Annotated in this window: 23 protein-coding genes and 1 pseudogene; 11 read left to right on the top strand and 13 right to left on the bottom strand. The window is 67.7% G+C overall.

Annotated features, from left to right (window positions below; all coding sequences use genetic code 11):
• Positions 1-93: 93 nt before the first annotated feature.
• The 3 genes from L1787_RS12135 to L1787_RS12145 are packed head-to-tail and all read right to left on the bottom strand — an operon-like array spanning position 94 to position 1,729.
• Positions 94-360: a DUF6111 family protein gene (locus tag L1787_RS12135; protein WP_235709133.1), complete on the bottom strand. Its 267-nt coding sequence runs from the start codon at positions 358-360 to the stop codon at positions 94-96.
• Positions 357-1,127 carry an NUDIX hydrolase gene (locus tag L1787_RS12140; RefSeq protein ID WP_235709134.1) on the bottom strand — a complete coding sequence of 257 codons (771 nt, stop codon included), beginning with the start codon at positions 1,125-1,127 and terminating at the stop codon, positions 357-359. The genes L1787_RS12135 and L1787_RS12140 overlap by 4 nt, the downstream gene beginning before the upstream one ends.
• Complete coding sequence (locus tag L1787_RS12145) at positions 1,124-1,729, bottom strand: DUF1285 domain-containing protein (RefSeq protein ID WP_235709135.1); 606 nt, start codon at positions 1,727-1,729, stop codon at positions 1,124-1,126. Before L1787_RS12145 ends, L1787_RS12140 begins: the two co-directional genes overlap by 4 nt.
• A gap of 172 nt (positions 1,730-1,901) precedes the next feature.
• On the opposite strand from L1787_RS12145, the gene L1787_RS12150 reads away from it, so the two are divergent.
• Genes L1787_RS12150 through L1787_RS12165 form a run of 4 tightly spaced genes read left to right on the top strand, consistent with a single transcriptional unit; the run spans position 1,902 to position 8,667 of the window.
• Complete coding sequence (locus L1787_RS12150; RefSeq protein ID WP_235709136.1) at positions 1,902-2,903, top strand: AAA family ATPase; 1,002 nt, start codon at positions 1,902-1,904, stop codon at positions 2,901-2,903.
• A complete protein-coding gene (locus tag L1787_RS12155; protein WP_235709137.1) occupies positions 2,903-3,832 on the top strand; it encodes a DUF58 domain-containing protein in 930 nt (309 codons plus the stop codon). Before L1787_RS12150 ends, L1787_RS12155 begins: the two co-directional genes overlap by 1 nt.
• Positions 3,833-3,856: 24 nt before the next feature.
• The gene (locus L1787_RS12160; protein ID WP_235709138.1) at positions 3,857-6,607 is read left to right on the top strand and encodes a DUF4159 domain-containing protein; all 2,751 of its coding nucleotides are present in this window, start codon (positions 3,857-3,859) and stop codon (positions 6,605-6,607) included.
• Positions 6,604-8,667, top strand: coding sequence for a hypothetical protein (locus tag L1787_RS12165; RefSeq protein WP_369415090.1), 2,064 nt, complete (start codon positions 6,604-6,606; stop codon positions 8,665-8,667). Before L1787_RS12160 ends, L1787_RS12165 begins: the two co-directional genes overlap by 4 nt.
• A 274-nt stretch (positions 8,668-8,941) precedes the next feature.
• Here L1787_RS12165 and L1787_RS12170 read toward each other — a convergent pair whose 3' ends face one another.
• Complete coding sequence (locus tag L1787_RS12170; RefSeq protein ID WP_235709139.1) at positions 8,942-9,427, bottom strand: GNAT family N-acetyltransferase; 486 nt, start codon at positions 9,425-9,427, stop codon at positions 8,942-8,944.
• Positions 9,428-9,652: 225 nt separating this feature from the next.
• Here L1787_RS12170 and L1787_RS12175 point away from each other — a divergent pair, with 225 nt between their 5' ends.
• Complete coding sequence (locus L1787_RS12175) at positions 9,653-10,708, top strand: sensor histidine kinase (RefSeq protein WP_235709140.1); 1,056 nt, start codon at positions 9,653-9,655, stop codon at positions 10,706-10,708.
• A 9-nt stretch (positions 10,709-10,717) separates the two neighbouring features.
• Here L1787_RS12175 and L1787_RS12180 read toward each other — a convergent pair whose 3' ends face one another.
• From L1787_RS12180 to L1787_RS12220, 9 genes and pseudogenes are all read right to left on the bottom strand, one after another.
• Positions 10,718-12,661 carry a tetratricopeptide repeat-containing sulfotransferase family protein gene (locus tag L1787_RS12180; RefSeq protein WP_235709141.1) on the bottom strand — a complete coding sequence of 648 codons (1,944 nt, stop codon included), beginning with the start codon at positions 12,659-12,661 and terminating at the stop codon, positions 10,718-10,720.
• Between the two features lie 107 nt (positions 12,662-12,768).
• Positions 12,769-13,839 carry an ABC transporter ATP-binding protein gene (locus L1787_RS12185; protein WP_439648286.1) on the bottom strand — a complete coding sequence of 357 codons (1,071 nt, stop codon included), beginning with the start codon at positions 13,837-13,839 and terminating at the stop codon, positions 12,769-12,771.
• Between the two features lie 197 nt (positions 13,840-14,036).
• Positions 14,037-14,999 (bottom strand): annotated as a pseudogene (locus L1787_RS12190) (ABC transporter ATP-binding protein); the annotation flags it as partial.
• A complete protein-coding gene (locus tag L1787_RS12195) occupies positions 14,999-15,883 on the bottom strand; it encodes a homocysteine S-methyltransferase family protein (RefSeq protein WP_235709142.1) in 885 nt (294 codons plus the stop codon). The gene L1787_RS12195 and the pseudogene L1787_RS12190, both read right to left, overlap by 1 nt.
• The gene (locus L1787_RS12200) at positions 15,880-16,869 is read right to left on the bottom strand and encodes an ABC transporter permease (RefSeq protein WP_235709143.1); all 990 of its coding nucleotides are present in this window, start codon (positions 16,867-16,869) and stop codon (positions 15,880-15,882) included. Before L1787_RS12200 ends, L1787_RS12195 begins: the two co-directional genes overlap by 4 nt.
• A complete protein-coding gene (locus L1787_RS12205; RefSeq protein ID WP_235709144.1) occupies positions 16,866-17,843 on the bottom strand; it encodes an ABC transporter permease in 978 nt (325 codons plus the stop codon). Before L1787_RS12205 ends, L1787_RS12200 begins: the two co-directional genes overlap by 4 nt.
• 33 nt (positions 17,844-17,876) lie before the next feature.
• Entirely contained in the window at positions 17,877-19,469 is a 1,593-nt protein-coding gene (locus L1787_RS12210) for an ABC transporter substrate-binding protein (protein WP_235709145.1), read from the bottom strand.
• Between the two features lie 120 nt (positions 19,470-19,589).
• Positions 19,590-20,378 (bottom strand): creatininase family protein, encoded by a 789-nt coding sequence (locus L1787_RS12215; RefSeq protein ID WP_235709146.1) that lies wholly within the window; start codon positions 20,376-20,378, stop codon positions 19,590-19,592.
• 89 nt (positions 20,379-20,467) lie between these two features.
• Entirely contained in the window at positions 20,468-20,851 is a 384-nt protein-coding gene (locus L1787_RS12220; protein WP_235709147.1) for a RidA family protein, read from the bottom strand.
• A gap of 148 nt (positions 20,852-20,999) precedes the next feature.
• On the opposite strand from L1787_RS12220, the gene L1787_RS12225 reads away from it, so the two are divergent.
• From L1787_RS12225 to L1787_RS12250, 6 genes are all read left to right on the top strand, one after another.
• Positions 21,000-22,016 carry an ABC transporter substrate-binding protein gene (locus L1787_RS12225; protein WP_439648289.1) on the top strand — a complete coding sequence of 339 codons (1,017 nt, stop codon included), beginning with the start codon at positions 21,000-21,002 and terminating at the stop codon, positions 22,014-22,016.
• A gap of 10 nt (positions 22,017-22,026) precedes the next feature.
• Positions 22,027-22,821: an ABC transporter ATP-binding protein gene (locus L1787_RS12230; RefSeq protein WP_235709148.1), complete on the top strand. Its 795-nt coding sequence runs from the start codon at positions 22,027-22,029 to the stop codon at positions 22,819-22,821.
• Between the two features lie 80 nt (positions 22,822-22,901).
• Positions 22,902-23,669 carry an ABC transporter permease gene (locus L1787_RS12235; protein WP_235709166.1) on the top strand — a complete coding sequence of 256 codons (768 nt, stop codon included), beginning with the start codon at positions 22,902-22,904 and terminating at the stop codon, positions 23,667-23,669.
• Positions 23,642-24,916 (top strand): cytosine deaminase, encoded by a 1,275-nt coding sequence (locus L1787_RS12240; RefSeq protein ID WP_235709149.1) that lies wholly within the window; start codon positions 23,642-23,644, stop codon positions 24,914-24,916. Before L1787_RS12235 ends, L1787_RS12240 begins: the two co-directional genes overlap by 28 nt.
• Positions 24,898-26,286 (top strand): FAD-binding oxidoreductase, encoded by a 1,389-nt coding sequence (locus tag L1787_RS12245; protein WP_235709150.1) that lies wholly within the window; start codon positions 24,898-24,900, stop codon positions 26,284-26,286. The genes L1787_RS12240 and L1787_RS12245 overlap by 19 nt, the downstream gene beginning before the upstream one ends.
• Positions 26,286-26,873, top strand: a complete 588-nt coding sequence (locus tag L1787_RS12250; protein ID WP_235709151.1) for an NAD(P)H-dependent oxidoreductase — start codon at positions 26,286-26,288, stop codon at positions 26,871-26,873. The genes L1787_RS12245 and L1787_RS12250 overlap by 1 nt, the downstream gene beginning before the upstream one ends.
• Positions 26,874-26,951 lie beyond the last annotated feature (78 nt).

The following is a 26,951-nucleotide window of genomic DNA, read 5'->3' on the forward strand; positions in this document are numbered from 1 at the left end:
GCCCAGCCGACCGGCGCCCTTCGGCGCCCTCCCACCCATACGAAATGCGAGCCCGTCGGGATCGCACACAATCGAATCAGAGCGGACGTGAGGTTAACGCGGACGGAAACCACCTGGAATGAGTTCGCCATCGCGATACTGGGTCGGGACATAGACGCCCTGGCTTTCCCCGCCCGTCACCGCGAAATAGATGAACCCCAGGATGACGAGAACGCCGCCGGCGATGGAGAGATAGAAGTTCACTCGCCCGAGATCGCGGATCCGCGCGCCCGTCGGCCCTTCCGTCGCCAGCCGGTAGATGAAGAAGCCGACAAAGGGCAACAGAAACAGGATGATTTGGGTGATGATGACGCGAATCATGATCGATAAAGGCGCTCCCCGACCGCTTTGAAGATCCCGGCCGTGACGCCCCAGATGCGACGATCGCCGTACATAGTCTCATAGTAGCGCCGCGGAGTGCCGTCCCGGTCAACCGTGACTTCGCGCCACGCCGCCCCGCTCATCACGAGCGACCACGGCGCGGTGAAGGCCGCCGCCACCTCGTCGGGGCTCGCATGGAGGACGACGGAGCGACGCAACGCGCCGAGAACAGGGATAACGAAAAAGCCCGTCCGCGTCGCATAGGGCTCGGTGACGCCGAGCGGTTGGACGGCGTCGGGCGGGAGCGCCACCTCCTCCATCGCCTCGCGCAGGGCCGCATCGGTGGGCGTTTCGCCGGCTTCGATCTTGCCGCCTGGCAGCGCGATCTGCCCGGCATGGGCCGAAAGATGCTTCGCCCGCTCGGTGAGGATCACCGCGAGCTCGCCGTCTTCGTCATAAGCGAGCGCCATCAAAACCGCGGCGCGGCGGAGCGGTGCGCCGGACGGATTTGGCGCGAATTGCGGATTGAGGACATGATCGCCGTGCACCTGCACGTCGCTCCGCAAATGGCCGCGCGTCGGTTCGAGGCGCTGGGCACGCCAGACGAGATCCACGAATTTCGGGTCGCGCGGATCGGGCGGGGCGAGCGCCATCGGCGTCGTCGCGGGCCCGGCGACGGGGTGGACCGTCAGCGTTCCGTTCCGATCCTCGGGCTTGGTTCCGTCCGTTTCGGAGGGCGAATCGGGGCTGATGGGGCGATCCGTCACACCGTGTGTCCGTCGCTGTCATGATCGAGCGGGAAGAATGTCCCCGCGCTCCACGCGCCGATCCGGCCGTCCATTCGCGGAGAATCGGCGGCGAGCTCGGCGAGCTCCAGCGCCGCCGGGCGCGTGAGGCGCGCTTCGAGGCCGCCGCGGACGGTGACGTAGGGCACAAATCCTCCGGTGCCGTCTTCGATCGCCACGCGCAGGGGATGCTCGGCATCGACGGTCACGACGTCGCCCACATTGGTGCGCAGTGTCAGCGTCATGTCCTTCCCTTCCCCGCCGGCGACGAGCTCGACCGCGACGAAAGGTGCGTCGTCGACCTCGATCGTGACCTTTTCCACGGGTGTCACGAGGACGAAGCTTGCGTCAGGCTCTCGTCGCAACACGCTCGCGAAGAGGCGGACGAGGCGATCGCGCAGGATCGGCGTGCCGTTATAATACCACGTCCCGTCGGCCGCGATACGCATCGGAATGGAGCCGCAATCCTCGGGATTCCAACGCTCTACAGGCGCGGCTCCACCACCGAGTTCGGCCGCGCGGGCCATCAGTGCGCCGAGCGGGGTCGCGGGATCTTGATCGATTTCGTCGTCTGAGTGCGCCACCGGACCGCAGCTCTCCAGTTGCAAGGTGTCGAGCGATGGGCAACGCTCTACCCGACGATCTAACGCACAGCGCTCGGCCTGCCAAACCATGAACAAATGGTTAGGCGACGACGGCCTAGACCTTGCTTTTATGGATCCGGGCTGCATGACCGCGAGCCCACAGAGGTGAGTTATGAATAACTTCAGCGCCATCGAGCCGACCGACGACCTTGCTCGCGTTGCTGAGATCGAAGCGGCCGTTGCGCGGCTCAGCGCGGCGAAAGCCGAGGTCGACCGCGTCATTTTCGGGCAGGGTGACGTCGTCGAGCGTTCTCTCATCGCGATCCTGTGCGGCGGACACGCGCTTCTCGTCGGGGTTCCCGGCCTCGCCAAGACCAAGCTCGTCGCCACGTTGGGCACGGTCCTCGGCCTCGACGAGCGCCGCATCCAGTTCACCCCGGACCTGATGCCCTCCGATATCCTGGGCGCCGAGGTGCTCGAACAGGCGGCCAGCGGCGAACGTGCCTTCCGTTTCATCAAGGGCCCGGTTTTTGCGCAACTTCTGATGGCGGACGAGATCAACCGCGCTTCGCCGCGCACGCAGTCCGCGTTGCTGCAGGCGATGCAGGAAGGGTTCGTCACCATCGCCGGCACGCCGCACGCGCTGCCGACCCCGTTCCACGTCCTCGCGACGCAGAACCCGCTGGAGCAGGAAGGCACGTATCCGCTGCCGGAGGCGCAGCTCGACCGTTTCCTCATGCAGGTCGACGTCGATTATCCGGACCGTGAGGCCGAGCGCCGCATCCTCCTCGAGACGACGGGTCTCGACGATGCGACCCCCTCGGCGGTCCTCTCCCGCGATGAGTTGATGGACCTTCAAACCATCGTGCGCCGTATGCCGGTCGGCGAGACCGTCGTCGAGGCGATCCTCGATCTCGTCCGCTCCGCGCGCCCCGAAGAAAATGACGAGCTCGCCGGCAAGATCGCCTGGGGTCCCGGCCCGCGCGCGAGCCAGGCGCTGATGCTCGCGAGCCGCGCCCGTGCGATGCTGCAGACCCGCCTCGCCCCCTCGCGGGAGGACGTGATCGCCCTTGCCGAGCCGGTCCTTCAGCACCGTATGGCCCTCACCTATTCGGCGCGTGCCGACGGGCATACGGTGAAGGGCGTGATCAAGCAGCTCACGAGCAAGATCTAATGCTCGGCGGGTTCCGCAGGCCCGCCCAGAACGACCAGGGCGCGTCTGCCGAAGGGGCGATGATCGCGGCGAAATCGGCAGCCGCGAATTTGCCCGACCTTCTGGTCGAAGCCAAACGTGTCGCCGCGACCGTATCGGCCGGCTGGCACGGTCGGCGTCGTGCGGGCCCGGGCGAGACGTTCTGGCAGTTTCGGCCGTTCGATTTCGGCGAACCGGCGCGGCGCATCGACTGGCGCCGCTCGGCGCGCGACGACACGCTCCTCGTGCGCGAACGGGAGTGGGAAGCCGCCCACACCGTGCTCCTCTGGGTCGATCGCACGGCCTCGATGCGGGTGCGCTCGCGCATGGCGGACGTCTCGAAGGAGCAGCGCGCGGTCGTCCTCCTCCTCGCCCTCGCCGAGCTTCTCGGTCGTGGCGGTGAGCGGATCGGCCTTGCCGATGGCCCCCCGCCGAGCGCGCGCCGCGACGCGGCCGACCGGATCGCCGAGGCCCTCGCCGAGACGGAGACCGAGGGCGCAGCGGCGCGGCCGAAGCTGATCAACGTGAAGCGCCACGCCGACGTCGTCCTCATCGGCGATTTTCTCGATCCCCTCGGTGAGTGGGCGGAGACCTTCCGCACCCTTGCCGCGCGCGGGACGCGCACGCATCTCGTTCAGGTGCTCGATCCGGCGGAGGAACAGTTTCCGTTCGGTGGGCGCACCCGCTTCGTCGACCCCGAATCGGGCCTCGCATTCCTCGTCGGCAAGGCCGAAGCCTGGCGCACGAGCTATCAAGACACTCTCGCCGCCCACAAGGCGGCGCTCGCGACGGAGGCCAGGCGCTTGGGCTCCTCGCTGATCGTTCACCATACCGACCACTCGCTCGCACCGGCGCTGCTCGCACTGCGCTCGGCGCTGGCCGGAGAGCGGGACGGTAACGCGGGGGCATGATGCCCTTCGCATGAGGAGAACGCGATGAGCGTTGTCGGTTTCGGTGCGCCTGCTGTGTTGTGGGCGCTCTTGCTCCTGCCACTCTTGTGGTGGCTTCTGCGCGCGACTCCGCCTCGCCCGCACGACATCACGTTCGGCCCGACCCGTCTGTTGCTCGGCCTCTTGAAGCGTGAGGAGACCCCGACCCGCACCCCCTGGTGGCTGATGCTCGTGCGCCTCGCGCTCGCGGCGTTGGTGATCATCGCCCTCGCCCAGCCCATTTTGCGGCCCGAGCGTCCGGCCGCGATGGGCAACGGCCCGCTTTTGATCGTCCTCGACGACACCTTCGCCGCCGCGAACGACTGGCCGGCACGGGTGGAGACCGCAGATCGGCTGATCACCGAGGCCGAAAGCGCCAATCGCGCCGTGATCCTCGTCGCGACGTCCGACGCCTCGACCACGCCGCTCACCGCGGGCAGCCCTTCCGCCGCGCGCGAACTCCTCGGCAGCCTCGAGCCGCGGCCGTGGCAGGCCCGGCGCGCCCAACTTGCCGATCGGCTCGACGGCGTCGAAGTCGGCGGCGCGGCATGGCTCGCCGACGGGCTCGGCGGCGAGGACGACGCGCGCCTCTATACCGCCCTCGCCGCGGCCAGCGCCTCGCCCGTGCGCCTCTTCGTGCCCGATCCCGGCGACATACTCGGCGTCTCCGACGTGACGAACAGCGCCGACGGGATGAGCGTGACGCTCGTCAGCGACGCGGCGCCCGGCGCCATCTCGCGCCAGGTCCGCATCCTCGATCCGCGCGGTTTCGTCCTCGCCGAGGGCCCGGTCGCCTTCATCGAGGGCGAGACGAGTGCGACGGCCGAGCTCGTTTTGCCCACCGAGCTTCGCAACGACGCCATGCGCGTCACCGTCGCCGGCGCACGCAACGCCGCCGCCGTCCGCCTGCTCGACGAGCGCTTCCGCCGCCGGACGGTGGGGCTGATCTCGGGCGGCTCGCTCGACCTTGCTCAGCCACTCCTGTCGCCGCTCCATTTTCTGCGCGCCGCGCTTTCGCCCTCCACGGATCTGCGCACTCCGACGGCGCTCGACCTGCCGAGCGCGATCGACGAGCTGATCGACGCCGGCACCTCCGTCATCGTGCTCGCCGATGTCGGAACGCTGCTTCCCTCGACGCAGGACACCCTCGCCCGCTGGATCAATTCAGGCGGCGTCCTCCTGCGTTTCGCCGGACCGCGCACCGCCGACGGCATGGACGATCTCGTCCCGGTCCCGATGCGCGAGGGCGCCCGCACGCTGGGCGGCACGCTGTCTTGGGAAGACCCGCAACCGCTCGCCGATTTCAGCGACGACGGTCCCTTTGCCGGCCTCACCGTCCCCGCCGACGTCACGGTGACGCGTCAGCTTCTCGCCGAACCCTCGATCGCACTCACCGAGCGCACCTGGGCCGCCCTCGCCGATGGCACCCCCTTCGTGACGGGGCGCAATATCGGGGCGGGCTGGGTGGTGTTCTTCCACGTTACCGCGGACACGGGATGGTCGAACCTGCCGCTCTCGGCCTCCTTCGTGGAGATGCTGCGCGCGGTGGTGGAGCTGTCGACCGCGACGGGCGGCTCGGGCGATGGTCAGAGCGGGCCGGCTCTACCGCCCTATCGCGTCCTCGACGGCGCAGGCCGTCTCGTCGCGCCGGGGCCGATGGTGGAGCCGCTCGTCGCGCGCGACATCGAGCCCGGCCCGCGTCACCCGCCGGGCCTTTACGGCACGGATGGCGCCTTCCGCGCCGTCAACCTCCTCGACGACGGCGAGACGCTCGCGGCGATCGATCCTTCCGCGTTTCCCGACGTCAATGTCGGCCTCTATACGAGCGAGGGTCCGACCGAGCTGAAGGGGCTCTTCATGACCATGGCTGCGCTTCTCCTCCTCGTCGACGCGCTGGCGATCCTGCTTCTGATGGGGGCGTTCCGACGCCGGGCGATGGCCTCGATCGCGCTCGCCGCTCTCCTTCCGGTGCTCGGCGCGGCCTTCGTCCAGCCCGCGGCGGCGCAGGACGCGGCGCAAGCCTTCGCGATGCGCGCCTCGCTCCAGACACGCCTCGCCTATGTTTCGACCGGCGACCAGACCCTCGACAGGGTGAGTGAATCGGGGCTTCAAGGCCTTTCGGATGCGCTCCTGCGCCGCACGGCGGTGGAGCCGGCCGAGCCGATGGGCGTCAATCTCGAGACCGACGATCTCGCCTTCTTCCCGCTCCTTTATTGGCCCCTGTCGCCGAACAGCGAGCGCCCGTCCGACGCGGCGATCGCCAAGGTCGACGCCTACATGAAGAATGGCGGAACGATCCTCTTCGACACGCGCGATCAGGGCGGCGCCGTCCTCAACTCGGCCTCGCCCGCGACGCTCGCGCTGCGGGAGATCCTCGACGGGCTCGACATTCCGCCCCTCGAGCCCGTGCCGCAGGACCACGTCCTGACGAAGACCTTCTACCTGCTCAACGGCTTTCCCGGCCGCTGGTCCGGCTCGCCCCTCTGGGTGGAGACGATCGACATGACGGAGACCACGAACCGCCCCGCGCGCGCGGGTGACGGCGTCTCCCCGATCCTCATCACCGGCAACGACCTCGCCGGTGCGTGGGCTGTCGGGCCGGACGGAAGTTACCTCTACCCGACGGTGCCGAACGATCCCTATCAGCGCGAAATGGCGCTGAGGGCCGGCATCAACATCGCGATCTACACGATGACGGGCAATTACAAAGCCGACCAGGTCCACGTGCCCGCGTTGTTGGAGCGCCTCGGCCAATGAGTGACATGATGGATTTCAGTCTCGCGTTCCATCCGTTCATCCCCTGGTGGCTCGTCGCCGCCTTCGCGGCCGTCGGCCTCGTCTTCGCCGCGATCGGGATCGCGCGGCGCGTGCGCGGCTCCCTCATCCGGGGGCTGGCCGTCCTCCTGTTCGCGATCGCCCTTCTGAACCCCGCGCTCCAGCGTGAGCTGCGCGAGCCGCTCGACGGCGTCGTCGCGGTCGTCGTCGACCGGACGCAGAGCCAACGCGCCGCCGGCCGCGTCGAGGCGACCGACGCGCTCGCCGCCGATATCGTCCAGCGTCTCGAGCAGACCGCGGGCCTCGAGGTGCGCACCCTCACCGTCGATCGGCCCGCCCCCGACCAGGACGGCACGGTCCTCTTCGGCCCTCTCGCCGACCTTCTCGGCGACACGCCGCCCGACCGCATCGCCGGCGCCATCATGATCACCGACGGTCAGGTGCACGACGTACCGGGCACCGCCCCGTTCGGCGCGCCGATCCACAGCCTCGTCGTCGGCCGCGAGGACGAGCGCGACCGGCGCATCGAGATCGTCGCCGCCCCGCGCTTCGGCCTCGTCGGCTCGACCCAGACGATCGTTGTGCGGGTGCGCGATACCGGCGCGGAGGACGAGGACGTTCCGCTGACCGTCCGCATCGACGACGAACTCGTCGAGCGGCGGCAGGTCCGCGTCGGCGACGAGGTCGCGATCGAGGCGCCAATCAACCACGGCGGCAACAATTTCTTCCAGTTCGAGGTGCCGACGGTCGACGACGAGTTGACGGACGTCAACAACACCACCGTCGCGATCGTCGAAGGGGTGCGCGAGAATCTGCGCGTGCTTCTGGTGTCCGGCGAGCCCCATGCAGGCGAGCGGACCTGGCGCAACCTGTTGAAGTCCGACGCCTCGGTCGACCTCGTCCACTTCACGATCCTGCGGCCGCCGGAGAAGCAGGACGGGACGCCGATCAATGAGCTGTCGCTGATCGCCTTTCCGACCCGCGAGCTGTTCAGCCAGAAGATCGACGAGTTCGACCTCATCGTCTTCGACCGCTACCACCGCCGCAACGTTCTGCCGGCGCTCTATTTCGACAATATCGCGCAATATGTGCTGAACGGTGGGGCGGTCCTGATCGCCGCGGGGCCGGATTATGCGGGGTCCCGCTCGATCTATCACACACCGCTCGCGGCTGCCCTTCCGGCCGCCCCGTCCGGCGAGATCATCGAAGAGCCGTTCCGGCCCGAGGTCTCGGAGCGCGGCGCCCGCCATCCGGTGACGCGCGGCCTTCCGGGCTCGGAATCCGAGCCGCCGGCCTGGAGCGAGTGGTTCCGCCAGATCGAGACCGTCCCCGTCGCCGGCGAAACGGTGATGACGGGAGCGCGCGCGAGCCCGCTCCTCACCCTGTCGCGCGAAGGCGATGGCCGAGTCGCGATGATGATGTCGGATCATGTCTGGCTCTGGGCGCGGGGCTATGACGGGGGCGGGCCGTATGTGCCGCTGCTGCGCCGCCTGTCGCATTGGCTGATGAAGGAGCCGGAGCTCGAGGAGGAGGCGCTGCGGCTCGATGCCGGCGCCGGCACCCTCACCGTCGAGCGGCAGACATTGTCCGACACCGTCGCCCCGGTGACGCTGACCACCCCCTCCGGCGAAGAGCAGACGATCACGCTCGAGGAAGCCGAGCCGGGCCTCTGGCGCGCCTCGATCGACGCGCCCGATATGGGCCTTTACCGGGCGGATGACGGCACGTTGACGGCGCTCGGCCATGTCGGCCCGGCAAACCCGCTCGAGGCGCAGGATCTGCGCTCCGACACGACGAAGCTCGAACCGGTCGCGGAGATGACCGGCGGATCGGTGCGCCGCGTCGAGCCGGGGGACGGTCCGCCGCGCATTCTCATGCGTCCGACCGGGCGGATGATGTCGGGGACGGACTGGGTGGGCCTCAAACGCTCCGAGGCGAGCGAGCTCGTCGGCATCGACCGTGTGCCCCTCTTCGCGGGGTTCCTCGGGCTTGCGATCCTTCTCGCCGGTCTCGGCAGCACCTGGTGGCGCGAGGGTCACTGACCCTCGCCGCCAAAGGCCTGACCCCAAGCCCGGGCCGTCGACCAGCTTCCGGCCGATCCGCCGGACGAAGAGGCCGGGGCCGGGGGCCGAAATATCCCGGACCATCGGACCGCGAACAATCGGACCCCGGTGGATAAGAACGCGGATCATCGGACGCGACGCGGCGACCGCACTTCGCGTCCCAACGCCCCGAACGGGCAGGAAGAACGCTGTGGCGGCGTCTGCGGCGGCTCGAAATCTCAGCCGATCGGGCGCGACCCGATCTCGCCTTCCCTCACCAGGTCGCGACGCTCACCGGTCCGGACACCATTCGCTTGAGCGGAAGGCACAGGAGCCGGTGCCGCTCGACCGGGCCCGGCATCAGGATCGCGTCCCACACCTGATCGAACCCGGACGGCCCGTAAAAAGGCGGATCGCCGACGAGGACGATCGCATCGGCCGCCGTCCCCCGCGCCGCGTCGATCGAGCGTTTGAGGAGCCCGCGGCCGATCCCTTGCTTCGCCGCCGTCTCCGCGACGGCGAGCGGACCGAGGAGATAGGCCTTCGCCTCGCCGACCCGAATGCGCGTCTGCCGGATCGCGCCGATCACCAATCCGTTCCGCTCGGCGACGAAGCTCGTCAGCGGATCGTGCGGCACCCCGTCTCGCATCCGGTACGCCGTGCGGGAGAAGCGCCCCGGACCGAAGGCGATGGCATAGAGATTTTCGACGGCATCGGCGTCCGAGGCTTCCTCGGGCCGGATATTGAGATCGGGGGGCATGGGACGCTCGCGCACGGTTGACGGCATGGCCGAAGGGCCAATCGGACGGTCAGACTGGGCAGCGTCGTCGGTGTGTCATGGTCGGGCGGGTAGCATGAGACGCTGTCACGAACAATATGTCGCGTCGGCGCACGGAGCGAATGCCCGTGAGACCAATTGCATCGCCGTTCGATCCTGCAGTAGCGTTCGAGCGGCAGCAGCTTGTAAAATGGCGGCGAGAGACCGATGGATCGCGACGCTCTGCGCCAATTGAAGGCGAGCGTACTCGACGCAGTGATCTGCGCGACAGACCAGACGTATTGCATCTGTGCATTGGTCCTCGACGACGAGGGCACCCCGGTCGACTATCGCTTTCTCGCGGTCGGCCCCGGTTTCGAGCGACTGCTCGATCTTCCGCCCCCGGCCGGAAGGACCGGGCGGGACGTGATGCCGGCCCGTGCCGCCGCGTGGCTCGACACCTGCCGCGCCGTCGCGTTGACCGGCACCCCCGCCCGCTTCGAGCTCGACGACGAGGCGACCGGCCGCTCGTTCGACGTGCAGGCGACCAAGCTCGATCGGCCGCTCCATTTCGCCATCGTCATGCGGGACATCACCGCCGCCAAAGCGACCGAGACGCGGATGGACGCCGCCCTCACCTATCAGGCGAGGCTCCTGCGCGAATTGAACCACCGCGTGATGAACAGCCTCGGCATGATCTCCTCCATCATCGCCCTCGAAGGCCGCCGCGCCACCGACCCGACGCATCACGAATCGCTGACGCGGGTGAAGCGCCGCGTCCAGTCCGTCGCCGACCTCTACCGCACCCTCACGGTCGACGAAGAAGTGATGGAGACGCGCGCGGACCATTTCCTGCAGAAGGTGGTCGACGAGGTCGCGAGCGCGTTGATCTCAACCGCCGTACGGGTCGAGACGGATCTCGAACCGATCGTCGTCTCGACCACCGTCGCGACGCCGCTCGGCCTCATCGCCAACGAGCTGATGACCAACGCGCTGAAATACGCCTTCGCCGCGGAGGACGAGGGCATCATCCGCGTCAGCCTCCGTCCGAGCGGCCCCGATGCCGTGCTCGAGGTTGCCGACAATGGACGGGGCGGCCTCGACCCGGAGGCGAAATCGGGCCTCGGTCAACAGCTCGTCGCGGCCTTCGCCAAGCAACTCGGCGGGGTCATCGATATCGACAGCCGGCCCGGCGGCACCCACGTGCGGGTGACGTTCTCGCCCCGACCTCCGCAATCCCGGGCCGTGGGCGGCAACGGCGCGCATCCGCCTGCCGCCGGCTGAGACGATCACCTAACCTTTCGCGCATGGCGGCCCGATGCCGAGCCCGTCGATCATCGGGCCGAGATGGGCGCGATAGCGGCGCCATCCCTCACCGCTTCCTTTGTAGAGCGCTTGGCGCACCTGTGCCGTGCTCGCGGTCGCGACGGCGCGGTCGGTCCGGTGAAAATCGAGACAGGCCGCATCCCAAGGCAGGCCACAGGCGGCGAGAAGGCGATGCGTCTCGTGCTTCTGGTCGTCGACGAGTTCCTCGTAACAAAGGTCATGGACCCGGCCGGGGCAGACCTTGTGCCAGAAGGCCATGAGGTCGGCCTGGAGGCGATAGTGGCCGGCGATGTCGCGCTGGTCATAGGCGTAATTGTTGCCTCTCGAGGCGAAATAATGCCGATAGATCGACCAGCCGGTCGCCATGCCGTCCCGCTTCAGGCGGATGATCGGCGCCTCGGGAAAGGCCATCGCGATAAAGCCGATCCAACGGGCGTTGACGAGCATCTTGTCGGTCACGAACGGCCCTTTTCCGACCCGGTCGAGGGCGGCGAGATAATCGCGCCGGAACGTGGCGACGATCGCGGGGTCGAGCGTGGTCGCCGTCGCCTCCCGGATCGCCTCGGCGTGGGGCAGCAACGCGCGCTCGAACGCCATGATCTCCCCCGCGCTCGAGACCGAAGGGTGGCTCGCGAGGATCTGCTCGACCAACGTCGTCCCCGAGCGGGGCATGCCGACGATGAAGATCGGCGTCCGATCGCCCGTCTTGCGCATCGACAGTTGCGGCGGCGCGCCCGCGGCGAAGAAGCGCTTGATGCCGGCGATCGTGGTGCGAACCTTGTCGCCGTCATAGGGGTGGAGACGCTTGCGGATGGCGTTGCCCTCTTCGAGATAGGCGAACGCCGTGTCGACCGCGCCGAGATCGTCGTGCGCCTTGAAGAGGGCGAAGGCGACGTGCATCCGCTGGGCCTCGCCGATTGACGCGCTTTCGTGGAGCGACCGGAGGGCGTCGATGTGCGGGTCGCCCGCCGCATAACGGGTGATCGTGCTGAGATTGCGGTGGCACTCGGCATAGTCGGGACGGGCGGCGAGGGCCGCGGCATAATGCGGGCGCGCGCCGTCCGGGTCGCCCATCTCGAAGAGGGCGACGCCGAGATTGTTGTGCGCCTCGGGATGGCCGGGCGCGATCTGCAACGCCTTGCGATAGGTGGCCACCGCCTCGCCGTGACGGCCGGCACGCGACAGGGCGTTCGCGAGGGAATTCAACGCGTCCGCGCTGTCCGGTCGGAGGGCGGCGATGCGGGCGAGATCCGCCGCCGCCTCGTCATATTCGCCGAGATCCTTGTGGGCTTCGCTGCGGGCGGCGCGCGCCGCGATATCGTCCGGCGCGAGGGTGATCGCGGCGGTGAGGGCCTCGATCGCGTCAAGACCACGGCCGAGTTCGCGCAGGAGAAGGCCGAGATCGCGGCGCGGCTCCGCCGCCTCGGGATGCACCGCAATCGCCTGGCGGTAGGCGGCGAGCGCCTCCTCGCGATGGCCGAGCCGCTTCAGCGCCTCTCCGAGCTGGCGGTAAGCGTCCGGGTAGGTCGGCTGGAGCTGGACGGCGCGGGTGAACGCTTCGACCGCGCCGAGCGCGTCCTCGACCTGAAGCGCGAGGGCGCCGCGCAGGAGGTGGACGCGGATGGTATCGGGATACTCCGCCGCGAGGGCCCGGCTCGCCTGCGCCGCATCCTCGACCCGGCGCGCTCGCTGGAGCGTGGCGATGTGCTCGAGCTTTCCCTTCAGCCGTTTGCTGCCCTTGCCCCAGGGCGCGGGCTCACGGATCTTTCGCAGCCCGTCGGCCGCGCGGCGATTTTGGGGATAGTGATCGAGCACCGTGCGATAGAGGCGGTGAGCCTCCAGATAGTGGCCGGCGCGGGCCATGGTGCCGGCCTTCGTCAGCAATCGATCGACGGGAATGGTGCTCGGCATAGGCCCCCTCGCGGTCGCGAGCGGGCCGCCCGCCCCACTCTCGGCCCGGCAAAGCTAACGGGCGCGGGTGGTGCGGCGCTTGCGGCGGCGGGGTGCGCCGCGTTCGTTCAGGCGGCCTGCCGGTCGCGCCCCTCCTCCACCGCGTGGCACGCGACGAGATTGGCCGGCGTATCGGGCGCGGGGGCGAGCTCCGGGCGCTCGGCGCGGCAACGGGTGTCGGCGAGCGGGCAGCGCGGATGGAAGGCGCAGCCGGTCGGCGGATCGATCGGGTTCGGGATCTCGCCCGTCACCGGCGTGCGCGCGCGGCCGGACATCTCGACGTCCGGCAGGGCGTCGAGGAGCATCTTCGTGTAGGGGTGGCGCGGGGTGGAGAAGAGCGCCTCGGACGGGGCGACCTCGGCAAGGCGGCCGAGATAGAGGACGCCGATCCGGTTCGCCATGTGCCGCACGACGGCGAGATTGTGGCTGATGAAGAGGTAGGTGAGGCCGAGCTCGTCCTGGAGATCCTTCATCAGATTGAGGATCTGCGCCTGCACCGACACATCGAGCGCCGATGTCGGCTCGTCGCACACGAGAAAGGCCGGGTTCGAGGCGAGCGCGCGGGCGATGCAGATGCGCTGGCGCTGGCCGCCGGAGAATTCGTGCGGGTATTTCCGCCCGTCGCGCGGATGAAGGCCGACCGCCTCGAGGAGTTCGGCGACCCGCGCCCGCCGGTTCCGGCCCGACATGAGGCCGAAGGCGCGGATCGGCTCGGCGAGGATCTTGTCGACCCGCATGCGCGGATTGAGGCTCGCATAGGGATCCTGGAAGATCATCTGCATCCGCCGCCGCAAGGCCCGGACGTCACGCGACGACCCCTCCCCCATCGTAACGCCGTCGATGACGATCGAGCCGCCTTTCGCGGGCATCAGACCGACGACCACTTTGGCGATCGTCGACTTGCCGGACCCCGATTCGCCGACGAGGGCGAACGTCTCCCCCCGCTCGATCGTGAACGACACGTCGGAGACGGCGTGGACGATCTGGCGCTTCATGCCTTCGAGCGCGCGGTCGAGCCAAGGGGGCGAGACGTCGAAGGTGCGCGAAAGATGCTCCACCGTGACGAGGGTCTCAGAGGCGGCGGCCGGATCGGCGGCGCGCGCGGCCACGGCCTCGTCGTGGTCGATCGTGTCGGTCATGGCCGCGTCACCTTTCGCCAATCGGACTGCGGAAGGTCGAAGGCCCGGCCCGGCCCCTCCACCAGCGCTTCGCCAGATGCGGTGAAGGCGTGTTGCGGATCGGGATCGGGGGGCGGCGTATAGGTCTGCCACTCCGTTTCCGTATCCCCCTCGTCATCCTCGGAAGGGGGAAAGTCCGGCGTGGGGGTCGCGTCGGGATCGTAGAGCCAGCAGGCGACGTGCGAGGCGTCGACCTCCATCGGGCCGGGACGGGTGAGGCGGCAGCGGGCGAACGCCTCGGGGCAACGCGGATTGAAGGCGCACCCCGGCGGTATCGCGTCGAGCCGCGGCATGGCGCCCGGTATTTGGCGCAGGCGCCGCTCCCCGCCTTCGCGCCGCGGGATCGCCCCCATCAGCCCCACCGTATAGGGATGGCGCGGCCGCTTGACGACATCGGAGACCGGCCCGATTTCCGCGATCCGCCCGGCATACATCACCGCGACACGGTCGGCCGTCTCGGCGATCACGCCCATATCGTGGGTGATCAGCATCACCGACGCGCCATGCTCGCGGCACATGCGCTTCAGGATGTTGATGATCTGCGCCTGGACCGACACGTCGAGCGCGGTCGTCGGCTCGTCGGCGACGACGAGGACCGGGTCGGCGGCGAGCGCGAGGGCGATCACCACGCGCTGCCGCATGCCGCCGGAGAACTGGTGCGGATAGGCGTTGAGCCGCTTGTCAGCCGCGGGAATGCCGACTTCGGTGAGCAGCGCGATCGCCTTGTCGCGCGCCGCACGGCGGCCGAGGCCGAGATGGGTGCGGATCGTCTCGGTGAGCTGGCGGCCGATCGTGTAGAGCGGATTGAGGCTCGTCAGCGGATCCTGGAACACGGTGCCGATCCGCCGGCCGCGAATGGTGCGCATCGCGTCGGCGGGGAGATTGTCGATCCGGCGGCCTTCGAGGTGGATCTCGCCGCCCGCGATCCGGCCCGGCGGGTCGAGGAGGCCGATGATCGACGTGCCGGTCAACGACTTGCCCGCCCCCGATTCGCCGACCACGCCGAGCACTTCGCCGGGCGCGATGTCGAACGAGATGCCGTCGATGGCGGTGAGCGTGCCGCGACGGGTCGGAAACTCGACCGTGAGATCGCGGACGCTGAGAACGGGGCCGGCCTCCATCAGCGTCCCTCGATGAGCAGTTTGAGCCGCGCGAGATAAGCGGGTCCGACCTCACAACATCCGCCGATGATGGTCGCCCCCTCGTCGAGCCAGTGCTCGGCGTAGGCGGCATAGGCTTCCGCGTCGATATCCTCCCGGATCATCAGCGCCTCGAGATTCTTGCCGGCCTGCCATTCGCCCGGCACGTCGCGATAGGCGTTGGCGTAGGCCCCGACCTCCACCCCGTCGGCGGCGCGGATGAGTTCGGGAAGACCGAGCGTCACCATCTCCGGCGTGGTGCAGCTGAGGAGGAGCGCGTCGACGGCGATGTCCTGGAGGAGCGTGGCGGCATCGGCGATCCGCTCACCACCGCGCAGGACCGGCTCCCCCGCATCGCGCAGGGTGAAGGCGACCCAGACCGGACGCCCGGCGGCGCGCGCGGCGCGCGCGGCCGCGAAGGCCTGCGCCGCCGACCACATCGATTCGCAGATGAAGAGGTCGACCTGCGGGGCGAGCATCAGCGCGAGTTCGGCATATTCGGCTTCCATCAGGCCGAGCGGCGGCAGGTCGTTCGGATCGTCCGACTGGCTGATCGGCGGCAGGACACCGGCGATCAGCGCCGCCGGATTAACGCTGTCGCGCGCCGTGACGGCCGCCTCACAGGCGATGCGGTTCGCCTCGGCGAAGCGATCGCCGAGGCCGTGGCGGTTGAGGAGGCGATGGTTGGCCGCCCCCGTGTTCGTCGTGATGATCTCGGCGCCGGCCTCGAGATAGCCCTCGTGAAGGTCGTGCACGAGGGCCGGCTCTTCGAGCATCATCCGCGTCGCGCCGACGGGATCGCCGGGATTGGGGAAATGGCGGCCCATCTCGTAGCCGATGCCGCCGGCGAGGAGCCGCGCCGTCATCTCAGCCTCGGATTGAGCGCGTCGCGGAGCCAATCGCCGAGGAGGTTCACCGCGAGCACCAGGACCGCGAGCATCGCGCCCGGGAACATCGTGATCCACCATTCCCCGGAAAAGAGGAAATCCTGTCCGATGCGGATCAGCGTGCCGAGCGACGGCTCGGTCGGCGGCACGCCGACGCCGAGGAAGGAGAGGGTCGCCTCCGTGATGATCGCGAGCGCGAGATTGATCGTCGCGATCACCAGGACGGGGCCCATAATGTTGGGCAGGATGTGCCGCAGCAGGATGACGAAGGTAGGCAGCCCGATGAGCTTGGCGGCGAGGACATATTCCTTGTTGGCCTCCACCAGCGTTGAGCCGCGCACGGTGCGGGCATACTGCACCCAGAAAGACAGCCCGATCGACAAAGTGAGGACGTAGAACGCGCTCTCCTCGCGGGTGAGGCTCGGAAACAGCGCGCGGGCCGTGCCGTCGATCAAGAGCGCGATGAGGATCGCCGGAAAGGTGAGCTGCACGTCCGCGACGCGCATGATGAAGCTGTCGATCGGGCCGCGCACATACCCGGCGATGAGGCCGAGCGTGATGCCGATAAAGGCGGCGAGCGCCACCGAGGCGAGGCCGACGGCGAGCGAGATCCGCGTGCCGTAGAGGATCGCGGACAGCATGTCCCGGCCCTGATCGTCGGTGCCGAGAAGATAAGTGGTCGATCCGCCATTCACCCATGCCGGCGGGGTCAGGCTGTCGAGAAGCGAGAGCGAGGCGAGGTCCGAGGGATCATGCGGCGCGATCCAGGGGGCGAACGCGGCGGCGACGAAGATGACGAGCGTCACCACCGCGGCGAGGACCGTGAGCTTGGAGCGCAGGAAAGCGTGCAGGAGATCGCTGTCGAAGAGCGCGGTGCGGAACGGGCGCGGCCGGCTCTCGATCGCGGCGACCGAGGAGGCCGCTTCGCCGTCGGGCTCGGCGCGGTGGGGGGCGCTCTCGCTCATGCCGCGGGCCCCGTCAGGCGAATGCGCGGGTCGACCACGACATAGAGGAGGTCGACCAGGAGATTGATGACGACGAACAGGAACGCGATCATCAGGAGATAGGCCGCCATGATCGGGATATCGACATTCTGCACCGCCTGCAGGAACAACAAGCCCATCCCCGGCCATTGAAACACGGTCTCGGTGATGATGGCAAAAGCGATCACCGAGCCGAGCTGTAATCCGGTGATGGTGATGACGGGCACCAACGTGTTCTTCAGCGCATGGCCGAAATTGATCGTCCGATCCCGCAAACCGCGAGCGCGCGCGAAGCGGATATAATCGGACCGCAGGACCTCCAGCATCTCGGCGCGCACGAGGCGCATGATCAGCGTCATCTGGAAGAGGCCGAGCGTGATCGACGGCAGGATCAGCGCCTTGAGGCCGGAGACGGTGAGAAGCCCCGTCGTCCAGAAGCCGAGATCGACGACCTGCCCGCGCCCGAAGGACGGGAGCCACTGAAGGTTCACCGCGAAGACGAAGATGAGGAGAATGCCGATCAGGAAGGTCGGCAACGAGATGCCGATCAGTGACACCGACAGGAACAGCTTCGACAGCCAGTGATCGCGCTTGAGGCCGGTATAGACCCCCATCGGGATGCCGATGAGAAGGGCGAAGAGGGCCGAGACGAACGACAGCTCCAGCGTCGCCGGCATCCGCGCCGCGAGAAGCTCCGCGACCGGGCGCTTGAACTGATAGGACACGCCGAAATCGCCTTGCGCGGCGTCGCTGACGAAGCGCCAGAACTGCACGGGCACGGGGTCGTTGAGGCCGAGATCATCGCGCAGAGCGGCGCGTTCGGCCGGCGTCGTCTCGACGCCGACCATCTGGTTCACGGGATCGCCGACGAAACGGAACATCGTGAACGAGATCAGCGCGACGACGAGCATCACGACGATCGCCTGCACGATGCGGCGGACGATGAATCCGATCATAGCGGCAGCCGAGGGGGGCTCACGGCCCCGCCCCTATTTCTTGACGGTCGACAGAAGGAGCGCGTTGTCCGCCCGCTGCAACACCTCGATGTCGGAGGACTTGCCCCAGGCGAGGCCCTGCTGGTGAAGCGGGATATGCGACACCTCCTCGTTGAGGATGGTGTAGACCTCGGCGATCATCGCATCGCGGGTGTCGATGTCGTTCTCGACGAGGATCTTCGCGGCGAGGGCGTCGACCTCCTCGTTGCAATAGCCGCCGAGATTGAACGGGCCGCCCTCGGTGCCGTCGTCGTTGCGGCAGGCGTTGAGGTCGCGGATCACGTTGTAGCTGTCGAACGAGCCGGGGGTCCAACCGAGCATGTAGAAGGACGTATCGTAGCCGCCCGAGGCGAGGATCTTGGCGAAATATTGCGCCTTGGGCTGCGCGTTCAACTCGATCGTGACGCCGATGCGGGCGAGCATCGCGGCGACCGCCTGGCAAATCTGCTCGTCGTTCACATAGCGGTCGTTCGGGCAATCCATGCCGACGGAGAAGCCGTCACCATAGCCGGCCTCGGCGAGAAGCGCCTTGGCCGCGTCCGGATCATAAGGCAGGCGCTCGAACTCGTCGGAACGGGAATAGAGGGCGGGCGAGATCATCAGCGCCGACGGGGTCGACAGGTTGCGCATGATCTTCTGCTTGATCGCCTCGATGTCGATCGCCTGATAGAACGCCTTGCGCACCCGTACGTCCTGGAAGGGGTTCTCGCCCTTGACGCTCGAATAGAGAAGCTCCGGCCGCTTCTGGTCGAAGCCCAGGAAGATCGTCCGCAGCTCCGGTCCGGTCAGCGCCTCGGTGCCGGGATTGGCCTCGACGCGCGGAATGTCCTGCACCGGGATCGGATAGACGAGATCGAGCTCGCCCGAGAGGAGCGCGGCGACACGCGTCGCGTCCGAGCCGATCGGGGTGAATTCGGCGCGCTCGATATTGAACGCGCGATTGTCCCAATCCCACCAGTCGGTATTGGCCTCGAAGACGGTCCTCACGCCCGGCTCGTGGCTGACGATCTTGAACGGGCCCGTGCCGTTGGTGTTGAGCGCGGCGTAATTCTGGCCCTCGGCGGACGCGGAGGTGACGGCGACGGCGTCGTTCTCCTCGGTCCACTCCTTGTCCATGATGCCCCAGGTCGGCCACTCGGCCGTCAGGATCGGATTCGGCGAGTCGAGGCGGACCTCGACGGTGTGATCGTCGATCGCGACGAACTCGGCGTCGGCGGGGACGCGGGTCGTGAGGTCGGAGCCCTTGGAGCGGACGCGATTGGCGGAGAAGACGACGTCGTCGGCCGTGAACGGGTTGCCGTTATGGAAGGTCACGCCCTTGCGCAGGTTGAAGCGCCAAGTGTTGTCGTCGACCATCTCCCAGCTCTCGGCAAGACCCGGAATGATGTTGAGATCGGGGTCGAGACGGACGAGCCCCTCATAGACGTTGCCGAGCGTCCACAACGAAAACGTTTCGTTGAGCGTGTATTGATCGAGCGACTTAAGCTCGCCCTGGAAGGCGAACTTGAACGTCTTTTCATCATCTTGAGCAATGACTGTGCCGCAAGACGCCGCAAGAAGAGCAGCGGCGATCCAAACACGCTTCATATAGCCGTCCCCCAAGAACTCGCCGTGACCACAGCGGCGTTGGAAATATCCCGCAGACTCTACCCACAACGGTCCGGATTCGTCCACCGCACAATTTCGGCGGGACGGCTCGGGGCCGTTTTACTTCAGAACAGAGAGGTCAATCGTTGCAACGTCGCGCAGAAGCTCGATGAAGCGGTCAGCCTGGTGGGCGGCGATGCGCGCGCCGAGCGCCGGGGTGGCCGCCGCCGCGTCGCCGACGACGCCATTCGGGTTGAGGTCTCCGGCCTTCCAGGCGAAGACGTGCTGGCCGTGAGCGCGCAGATGGGATCGCTCGGCGACGAGGCGGGCCTGCTCGCTGGCAAAATCCTGAAGATGCTCGGTGCGGACGAGATCGGGGCGGAAATGCTGGATCAACGCCGTTTCCACCTGGCCGCCATGGATGCCATAGGCGCGCTCCGCCTCGCCGATCGCCTCGCCTTCGCCGAAGCGCATCCAGGCCGAATGGACCGCGAGCATGTCGAAGCGGACGCGCAACTCGCGCGTCACGATGTCGAGCATCGCCGTGTTGCCGCCGTGCGAGTTCGCGAAGACGATACGTCGCACGCCGGCCCGCGCGACGGACGTCGCGATTTCGAGCCACGCCTTAATCGCCGTCTCCCACGCCATCGTCAGCGTGCCGCGATAACTGATGTGCTCGTTCGACTTGCCGATCGCCTGGACGGGCAGGAAGGAGGCCGGAATATCGTCCGGCAGGCGCTCGACGACCGTTTTCACCATGCCTTCGGCGATGATCGTGTCGGTGCCGAGGGGCAGATGGGGGCCGTGCTGCTCGATGGCGGCCGTCGGGATGACGGCGATCCAATCATCGGTGTCGGTCGAGAAATCGAGCGCGGTCATGTCCGCCCAATAGGGAAGCGGCAGGGGCATCGTCGGAACTCCATGGCCGGTCGAGATGGGGCCGCTCGAAGACTATGGGCGGGCCCGCCGACGTGGCAAGTCGGCAATCGCGCGGGCCCTCAGTCGAGCGCGGCGAGAACCTCCACCTCGACGACGAACGCCTCACGGGTAAAGCCGCCGACGATCATCAAGGTCGAGGCGGGCGGCGGGTCGGCGACATATCGGTCGCGCGCCGCCATATAGCCTGCGAGGTGCTCCCGGCCCGAGACGAAGGCGTTGATCCGCACGATCGAGCGTGCATCGCCGCCCGCCTCGGCGAGGATCGCGTCGATATTGCGGAAGCAGAGCGCGGCCTGCGCCTCCGCCCCGTCCGGGATCGCATCGTCCGGCCCGATACCGAGCTGGCCGGAGAGGACCAAAAGGCGCCGCCCTGCTGGAATTTCGACGGCATGCGAATATTTCGCGAAGGGGCGGCGGATGGTCTCTGGCGTGTGGTGTTTCATGGTCCAAGCGGGCCTCTCGGAGCGCGGGTGCAGCGGTCATCACGGCACAACAATTGCTTGCAATCAACGCGTCGCGGGCGGGCGCGTTGTCGCCGACGGCGCGGCGATGCTATCGCATGGTATCCGGATCGAACGGACCGAGGGGAAGATGATGCACCGCACGCTTTTGACTGCCGTCGCCATCGCCGCGATGGGCGCAAGCGCCGTCCACGCGCAGGAGCTGACGCCCGTCACCTTCGGCACCAACTGGCTGCCCCAGGCCGAGCATGGCGGCTATTATCAGGCTGTCGCGGACGGGACCTATGCCGATTGCGGCCTCGACGTGACGATCGCTCCCGGCGGTCCGCAGGTGAACAACCGCGCGCTCCTCCTCGCCGGGCGGATCCAGTTCCACATGGGCGGCAACCTTCTCCAGGCCTTCAGCGCGGCCGAACAGGGGATCCCGCTCGTCGTCGTCGCGGCGCACTTCCAGAAAGAGCCGCAGGTCATCATGACCCACCCCGACCAGGGGCTCGACACGTTCGAGGACCTGAAGACGATCAAGCTGATGATCGGCGAGAACGGCTTCCAGTCCTATTATCAATGGATGATCGACGCCTACGGCTTCACCGCCGATCAGCGCGAGCCCTACACCTTCAACCCCGCCCCCTTCCTCGCCGATCCGCGCTCCGGCCAACAGGGCTACGTGACGTCCGAGCCGTACGCGATCGAGACGCAGGGCGGGTTCACGCCCAACGTCTTCCTCCTCGCCGATCACGGGTTCGACACCTACGCGACCACCGTCGAAGTGATGCAGAGCACGATCGACGAGATGGCGGACGCGGTGCAATGCTTCGTCGATGCCTCGGCGCTCGGCTGGTACACCTACCTCTATGGCGACCCGTCGGCCGGCAACGCCCTCATCCTCGAGGCCAACCCGGAGATGACCGAGGCGCAGCTCGCCTACTCGATCGACAAGATGAAGGAATACGGCATCGTCGATTCCGGCGAAGCGCTCGATCTCGGCATCGGCGCGATGACCGACGCGCGCTTCAAGAGCTTTTACGACAAGATGGTCGAGGCCAAGGTCGCACCCGAGGGGCTCGATCTCGAGACCATCTACACGCTCGATTTCGTCAACAAGGGCGTCGGGCTCGATCTGAAGAAACAGCTCACCGGCGAATAACCGGCCCGCCGTGCTGAACGCGAGCCCCGCCGAGAGCGCCGAAGCCATCGTCTCCCTCGACGGTGTCGGCAAGACGTTCGACAACGGCACGCGCGCCCTCGCCGGCGTCGATCTCAGGATCGGACGCGGCGAATTTCTATCGCTGCTCGGCCCTTCGGGGTGTGGCAAGTCGACGATCCTGCGGCTGATCGCGGGTCTCGACGAGCCGACCGAGGGGACGATCACCTGGCACGACCGGGCGACCGGCCGCGCGGCGCAGCGCGAGCGCAATGTGGGCTTCGTCTTTCAGGAGCCCACGTTGATGCCGTGGGCCACCGTCTTCGACAATGCCTGGCTTCCATTGCGGCTCAAAGGCATGACGCGCAGCAGCGCCGAAGCGCAGATCATGACCGCGCTCGAAAGCGTCGGCCTCGCCGACTTCCGCAACGCCTATCCGCGCGAACTCTCCGGCGGCATGAAGATGCGCGTCTCGATCGCCCGCGCGCTCGCGACCGACCCGTCGATCCTCCTGATGGATGAGCCGTTCGCCGCGCTCGACGAGATCACCCGCTTCCGCCTCAACGATGATCTCCTGAGGCTCTGGGCGGACAAGGGATGGACGGTCGTCTTCGTCACCCATTCGGTATTCGAATCGGTCTACCTCTCCGCCCGCATCGCGGTGATGACGAACCGGCCCGGCAGGATCGCGGCGGACATCGTCGTCGACGAGCCCTTTCCGCGCACCGAGGCGTTCCGCACCTCGCCAAAGAATGGCGAGATCGCGCGGATCACCTCCGAGGCGCTGCACCGGGCGATGGGCGAATGAGCCTCGCCGCGCGCCGCGAAAGCGACGAGGCGGCGGCCACCGCGCCGAGCCTCAGCGAACGCCGGCGGCGGACGGACAAGATGCTGCGGATCGGATTGCCGCTGGTGGTGCTCGCGGCGTTCGTGGCGCTGTGGGACGCGATCGTCGTCATCAACGCGATTCCGACCTACATCCTGCCGCGCCCGTGGCTGGTGCTCGCGACGATCGTGAACGACTGGGCCATTCTCGGCCCCTCGCTCTTCAACACGCTGGCGATCACCCTTCTGGCCCTCGCGCTCGCCACCGTCGGCGGCGTCCTCCTCGCGATTGCGCTCACCCAGTCCCGCGTGGTGGAATATTCCTTCTTTCCGATCGCCGTCGTGCTCCAGGTGACGCCGATCGTCGCGATCTTCCCGCTGATCAACATCTACGTCGAGAACGACCTCGCGAAGATCCTGCTGTGCGCCTGGATCGTCGCCTTCTTCCCGATTTTGTCGAACACGACGCTCGGCCTCAATTCGGCCGACCACAATCTGCGCGACCTCTACCGCCTCTATGGCGCGAGCCGGTGGCAGACCTTGCGCTATCTGCGCCTGCCGGCGGCGATGCCCTATTTTCTCGGCGGGCTCAGGATCGCGGGCGGCCTCGCGCTGATCGGGGCGGTGGTCGCCGAGTTCGTGGCCGGCGCGTCGGGCTTCGGGACGGGGCTTGCCTCGCGGATCATCGAATCGGGCTATCGGCTCAACATTCCGCGCCTCTTCGCCGCGCTCCTGCTGATCTCGGCGAGCGGCATCGTGATCTACGTCCTGCTCAGCCTCCTCTCCAACCGGATCCTCGGCAAATGGCACGAAAGCGCGACCCGGCGATGAAGATCGTCGACGCCGCCCTCCCCGCCGCCTTTCGCGAGGAACCGGCGGACGACCTCAACCTCTGCGACGTCACGATCGAAGGCGGGCGCATCGCGCTGGTAGAACCCGCCGCCGGCCTCGCGGACGGGATCGACGCCGCCGGCGGCATCCTCGTCCCCGCCTTCGTCGACATGCACACCCATCTCGACAAGGGCCATATCTGGCCGCGCACGCCGAACCCGGACGGCACGTTCGCCGGAGCGCTCGCCGCCACGGGCGAGGACCACCGTTTCTGGTCGGCGGACGACCTCAGAGCGCGGATGACATTCGCGCTCGAGACCGCCTATGCGCGGGGGACCGCGGCGATCCGCACCCATATCGATTCGATGCCGCCGCAAGATGCGATCTCCTGGCCCGTCTTCGCCGAATTGCGGGCGGAATGGGCCGGCCGCATCACGCTCCAAGGCGCGAGCCTCATGGGCATCGAGGGCGTCCCGGACGACCCCGGCCCGCTCTTCGACCATGTGACGCGCCATGGCGGGATCGTCGGCGCGGTCCTCTATGCCGTGCCGCCGATGCAAGCGAAGGTCGCGCGGCTCATGGAGGAGGCGGAGGCGCGCGGCCTCGATATCGACTTCCATGTCGACGAAAATCTCGATCCGGCCTCCAACTGCCTCGCCGTCGTCGCGGCGGAGGCGAAGCGGATCGGCTTTTCCGGGACGATCACCTGCGGCCATTGCTGCTCGCTGATGGCGATGGACGAGAGCACGGCCGACCGGACGCTCGACGCCGTCGCCGAGGCCGGGATTTCGATCGTCAGCCTGCCGATGTGCAACCAGTATCTCCAGGACCGCCGGGCCGGTCGCACGCCCCGCATTCGCGGCGGAACGCTGGTGCATGAGATGGCCGCGCGCGGCATCCCGGTCGCCATCGCATCGGACAACACACGCGATCCGTTTTACGCCTATGGCGACCTCGACATGGTGGAGGTGTGGCGAGAAGCCACGCGCATCCTCCATCTCGACCACCCGGTCGGCGCGTGGCCCCTGGCGTTTTCCGCGACTCCAGCCGCCATCATGGGTTTGCCGGATCGCGACCGGTTGGCCCCCGGCGCGCCCGCGGATGTCGTTCTCTTCAAGGCCCGCTCTTGGACAGAGCTGTTCGCGCGCCCACAATATGACCGTATCGTCATTCGGAACGGGGCCGTCCTCGAGGCCGCACCGCCCGACTATTGTGAGCTGGACGGCCTATGGATCTCGCCGCGCTGAAATCCGACCTCAAAGAGCTGCCGCTCGAGGTGAACCCGAGAATCGTCCAGCAAAAGAGCCGGGACTTCTACTGGTATTCGCCGGTGCTGAAGCGCCAGCTCGACAGCGTGACGGCGGATATCGTGGCGACCCCGCGCGATCTCGACGAGCTCTTGTTCATCCTCGGATCCTGCTGGCGCAATGAGGTGCCGGTGACGGTGCGCGGCGCGGGAACCGGCAATTATGGTCAGGCGATGCCGCTCGCTGGCGGCCTCATCCTCGATATGTCCGGCATGAACCGGGTGCTGTCGATCGAGCCCGGACGCGTCGTCGCCGAGCCCGGCGCGATCCTCGCCGATATCGACGCGGCGACGCGCGCGAGCGGCCAGGAGCTGCGCCTGTCGCCCTCCACCTATCACACGGCCTCGATCGGCGGCTTCGTCGCCGGCGGCTCGGGTGGCGTCGGATCGATCCGCTGGGGCGGCCTGCGCGATCCCGGCAACATCATCCGCCTGCGCCTTGCGGCGATGGACGGCACCGTCGGCTCGCTGATCGACCTCACCGGCCCCGATATCGCCAAAGCGAGCCACGCCTACGGCACCACCGGCGTGATCACCGAGGTCGAGATGCCGCTCGCCCCGGCCTATGACTGGGTCGATATGATCGCCTCCTTCGCCTCGCTGGAAGCGGCGGTGAAATGCGGCGAGGCGCTCGCCGCGGCGGACGGCCTTCTCCTCAAGAATGTCGCGGTGATGGATGCGGCGGTCACGCCCTATTTCAAGCGGCACGCACCCTATCTGAAGGCCGGCGAGGCGGTGCTCGTCGTCATGGCCGCGCCGTTTGCGGTGACCGACGTCGCCTATGCCGTTGCCCATGCCGGCGGCGCCGTGACCTTCCGCTCCGATACGGTCGATGCGGCACTTCTGAAGACCCTCCCGGCCGCCTTCGAGCTCTGCTGGAACCACACGACGCTGCGCGCGCTGCGCGTCGATCCGGCGATCACCTACCTGCAGGTTCTCTATCCGCAGCCCGATATCGCGGCGAAAGTGATGAAGATCGCCGGGCTTTTGGGCGACGAGGCGCCGACACATCTGGAGTTCGTCCGCTTCGACGGGGCGGTCGGATGCTTCGGTCTGCCCCTCGTCCGCTACACCAGCGAGGCTCGGCTCGACGAGATCGTCGCGATCCACGAGGAGCACGGGTGCCCGATCTTCAATCCGCACCGCTATACGCTCGAGGAAGGCGGGATGAAGCAGACCGATGCGGTCCAGCTCTCCTTCAAGCGGCGCGCGGATCCCAAGGGGCTCCTCAATCCCGGCAAGATGATCGCTTGGGATCAGCCCGATTTCGATTACGGTAAGCCTTATTTGTTTCCGTCTCTCATGGCCTGATGCGCGCGCTCGTCGTTTATTGTCATCCCAATCCCGAGAGCTTTTCCGCGCATATCTGCGCGCGTGTGGTGGTGACACTGGCCGAAGCCGGCCACGAGGTGCGGCTCATCGATCTTTATGCCGAGGGGTTCGACCCGGTCATGAGCTGCGAGGAGCGGCTCGGCTACCACACCCCCGGCGACAACGAGATCCCCGTCGCCGAGCATCTCGCCCGGCTTCGCTGGTGCGACGCGGCGGTGTTCGTCTATCCGACATGGTGGTTCGGGCTGCCGGCGATGCTGAAAGGCTGGCTCGACCGCGTGATGATCCCGCACGCGACCTTCACGATGCCGACCGAATCGAAGCCGATGCAGCGCCAGCTCGACAATATCCGCACCATCGCAGTCGCGACCACCTGCGGCGCCCCCTGGTGGCAATCGAAGCTGATCGGCGAGCCCGGCCGCAAGACGTTGCTGCGCGGCTTTCGGGCGATCTGCCATCCCACCTGCCGCACCCGCTATGCCGCGCTCTACAAGATCGACAGCTCCACCGAGGCGCGCCGGGCCGCCCATGTCGGGCGCGTCGAGACGATGATCGCCGCGCTCTGACCGCTTCACCGTAAGTTTTATAAATACAAATCGCTGGAGTCTCGCCGAAACGGCCCGATTTCGGTGCGTTTCTGCCGT

Source organism: Acuticoccus kalidii, from assembly GCF_021556395.1.
Lineage (GTDB): Bacteria > Pseudomonadota > Alphaproteobacteria > Rhizobiales > Amorphaceae > Acuticoccus > Acuticoccus kalidii.

Coding starts and splice junctions, on each gene's coding strand:
- L1787_RS12135 (WP_235709133.1), bottom strand. CDS start 360: ATGATTCGCGTCATCATCACCCAAATCATCCTGTTTCTGTTGCCCTTT.
- L1787_RS12150 (WP_235709136.1), top strand. CDS start 1,902: ATGAATAACTTCAGCGCCATCGAGCCGACCGACGACCTTGCTCGCGTT.
- L1787_RS12155 (WP_235709137.1), top strand. CDS start 2,903: ATGCTCGGCGGGTTCCGCAGGCCCGCCCAGAACGACCAGGGCGCGTCT.
- L1787_RS12160 (WP_235709138.1), top strand. CDS start 3,857: ATGAGCGTTGTCGGTTTCGGTGCGCCTGCTGTGTTGTGGGCGCTCTTG.
- L1787_RS12165 (WP_369415090.1), top strand. CDS start 6,604: ATGAGTGACATGATGGATTTCAGTCTCGCGTTCCATCCGTTCATCCCC.
- L1787_RS12170 (WP_235709139.1), bottom strand. CDS start 9,427: ATGCCCCCCGATCTCAATATCCGGCCCGAGGAAGCCTCGGACGCCGAT.
- L1787_RS12175 (WP_235709140.1), top strand. CDS start 9,653: ATGGATCGCGACGCTCTGCGCCAATTGAAGGCGAGCGTACTCGACGCA.
- L1787_RS12180 (WP_235709141.1), bottom strand. CDS start 12,661: ATGCCGAGCACCATTCCCGTCGATCGATTGCTGACGAAGGCCGGCACC.
- L1787_RS12185 (WP_439648286.1), bottom strand. CDS start 13,839: ATGACCGACACGATCGACCACGACGAGGCCGTGGCCGCGCGCGCCGCC.
- L1787_RS12195 (WP_235709142.1), bottom strand. CDS start 15,883: ATGACGGCGCGGCTCCTCGCCGGCGGCATCGGCTACGAGATGGGCCGC.
- L1787_RS12200 (WP_235709143.1), bottom strand. CDS start 16,869: ATGAGCGAGAGCGCCCCCCACCGCGCCGAGCCCGACGGCGAAGCGGCC.
- L1787_RS12205 (WP_235709144.1), bottom strand. CDS start 17,843: ATGATCGGATTCATCGTCCGCCGCATCGTGCAGGCGATCGTCGTGATG.
- L1787_RS12210 (WP_235709145.1), bottom strand. CDS start 19,469: ATGAAGCGTGTTTGGATCGCCGCTGCTCTTCTTGCGGCGTCTTGCGGC.
- L1787_RS12215 (WP_235709146.1), bottom strand. CDS start 20,378: ATGCCCCTGCCGCTTCCCTATTGGGCGGACATGACCGCGCTCGATTTC.
- L1787_RS12220 (WP_235709147.1), bottom strand. CDS start 20,851: ATGAAACACCACACGCCAGAGACCATCCGCCGCCCCTTCGCGAAATAT.
- L1787_RS12225 (WP_439648289.1), top strand. CDS start 21,000: ATGATGCACCGCACGCTTTTGACTGCCGTCGCCATCGCCGCGATGGGC.
- L1787_RS12235 (WP_235709166.1), top strand. CDS start 22,902: ATGCTGCGGATCGGATTGCCGCTGGTGGTGCTCGCGGCGTTCGTGGCG.
- L1787_RS12240 (WP_235709149.1), top strand. CDS start 23,642: ATGGCACGAAAGCGCGACCCGGCGATGAAGATCGTCGACGCCGCCCTC.
- L1787_RS12245 (WP_235709150.1), top strand. CDS start 24,898: ATGGATCTCGCCGCGCTGAAATCCGACCTCAAAGAGCTGCCGCTCGAG.
- L1787_RS12250 (WP_235709151.1), top strand. CDS start 26,286: ATGCGCGCGCTCGTCGTTTATTGTCATCCCAATCCCGAGAGCTTTTCC.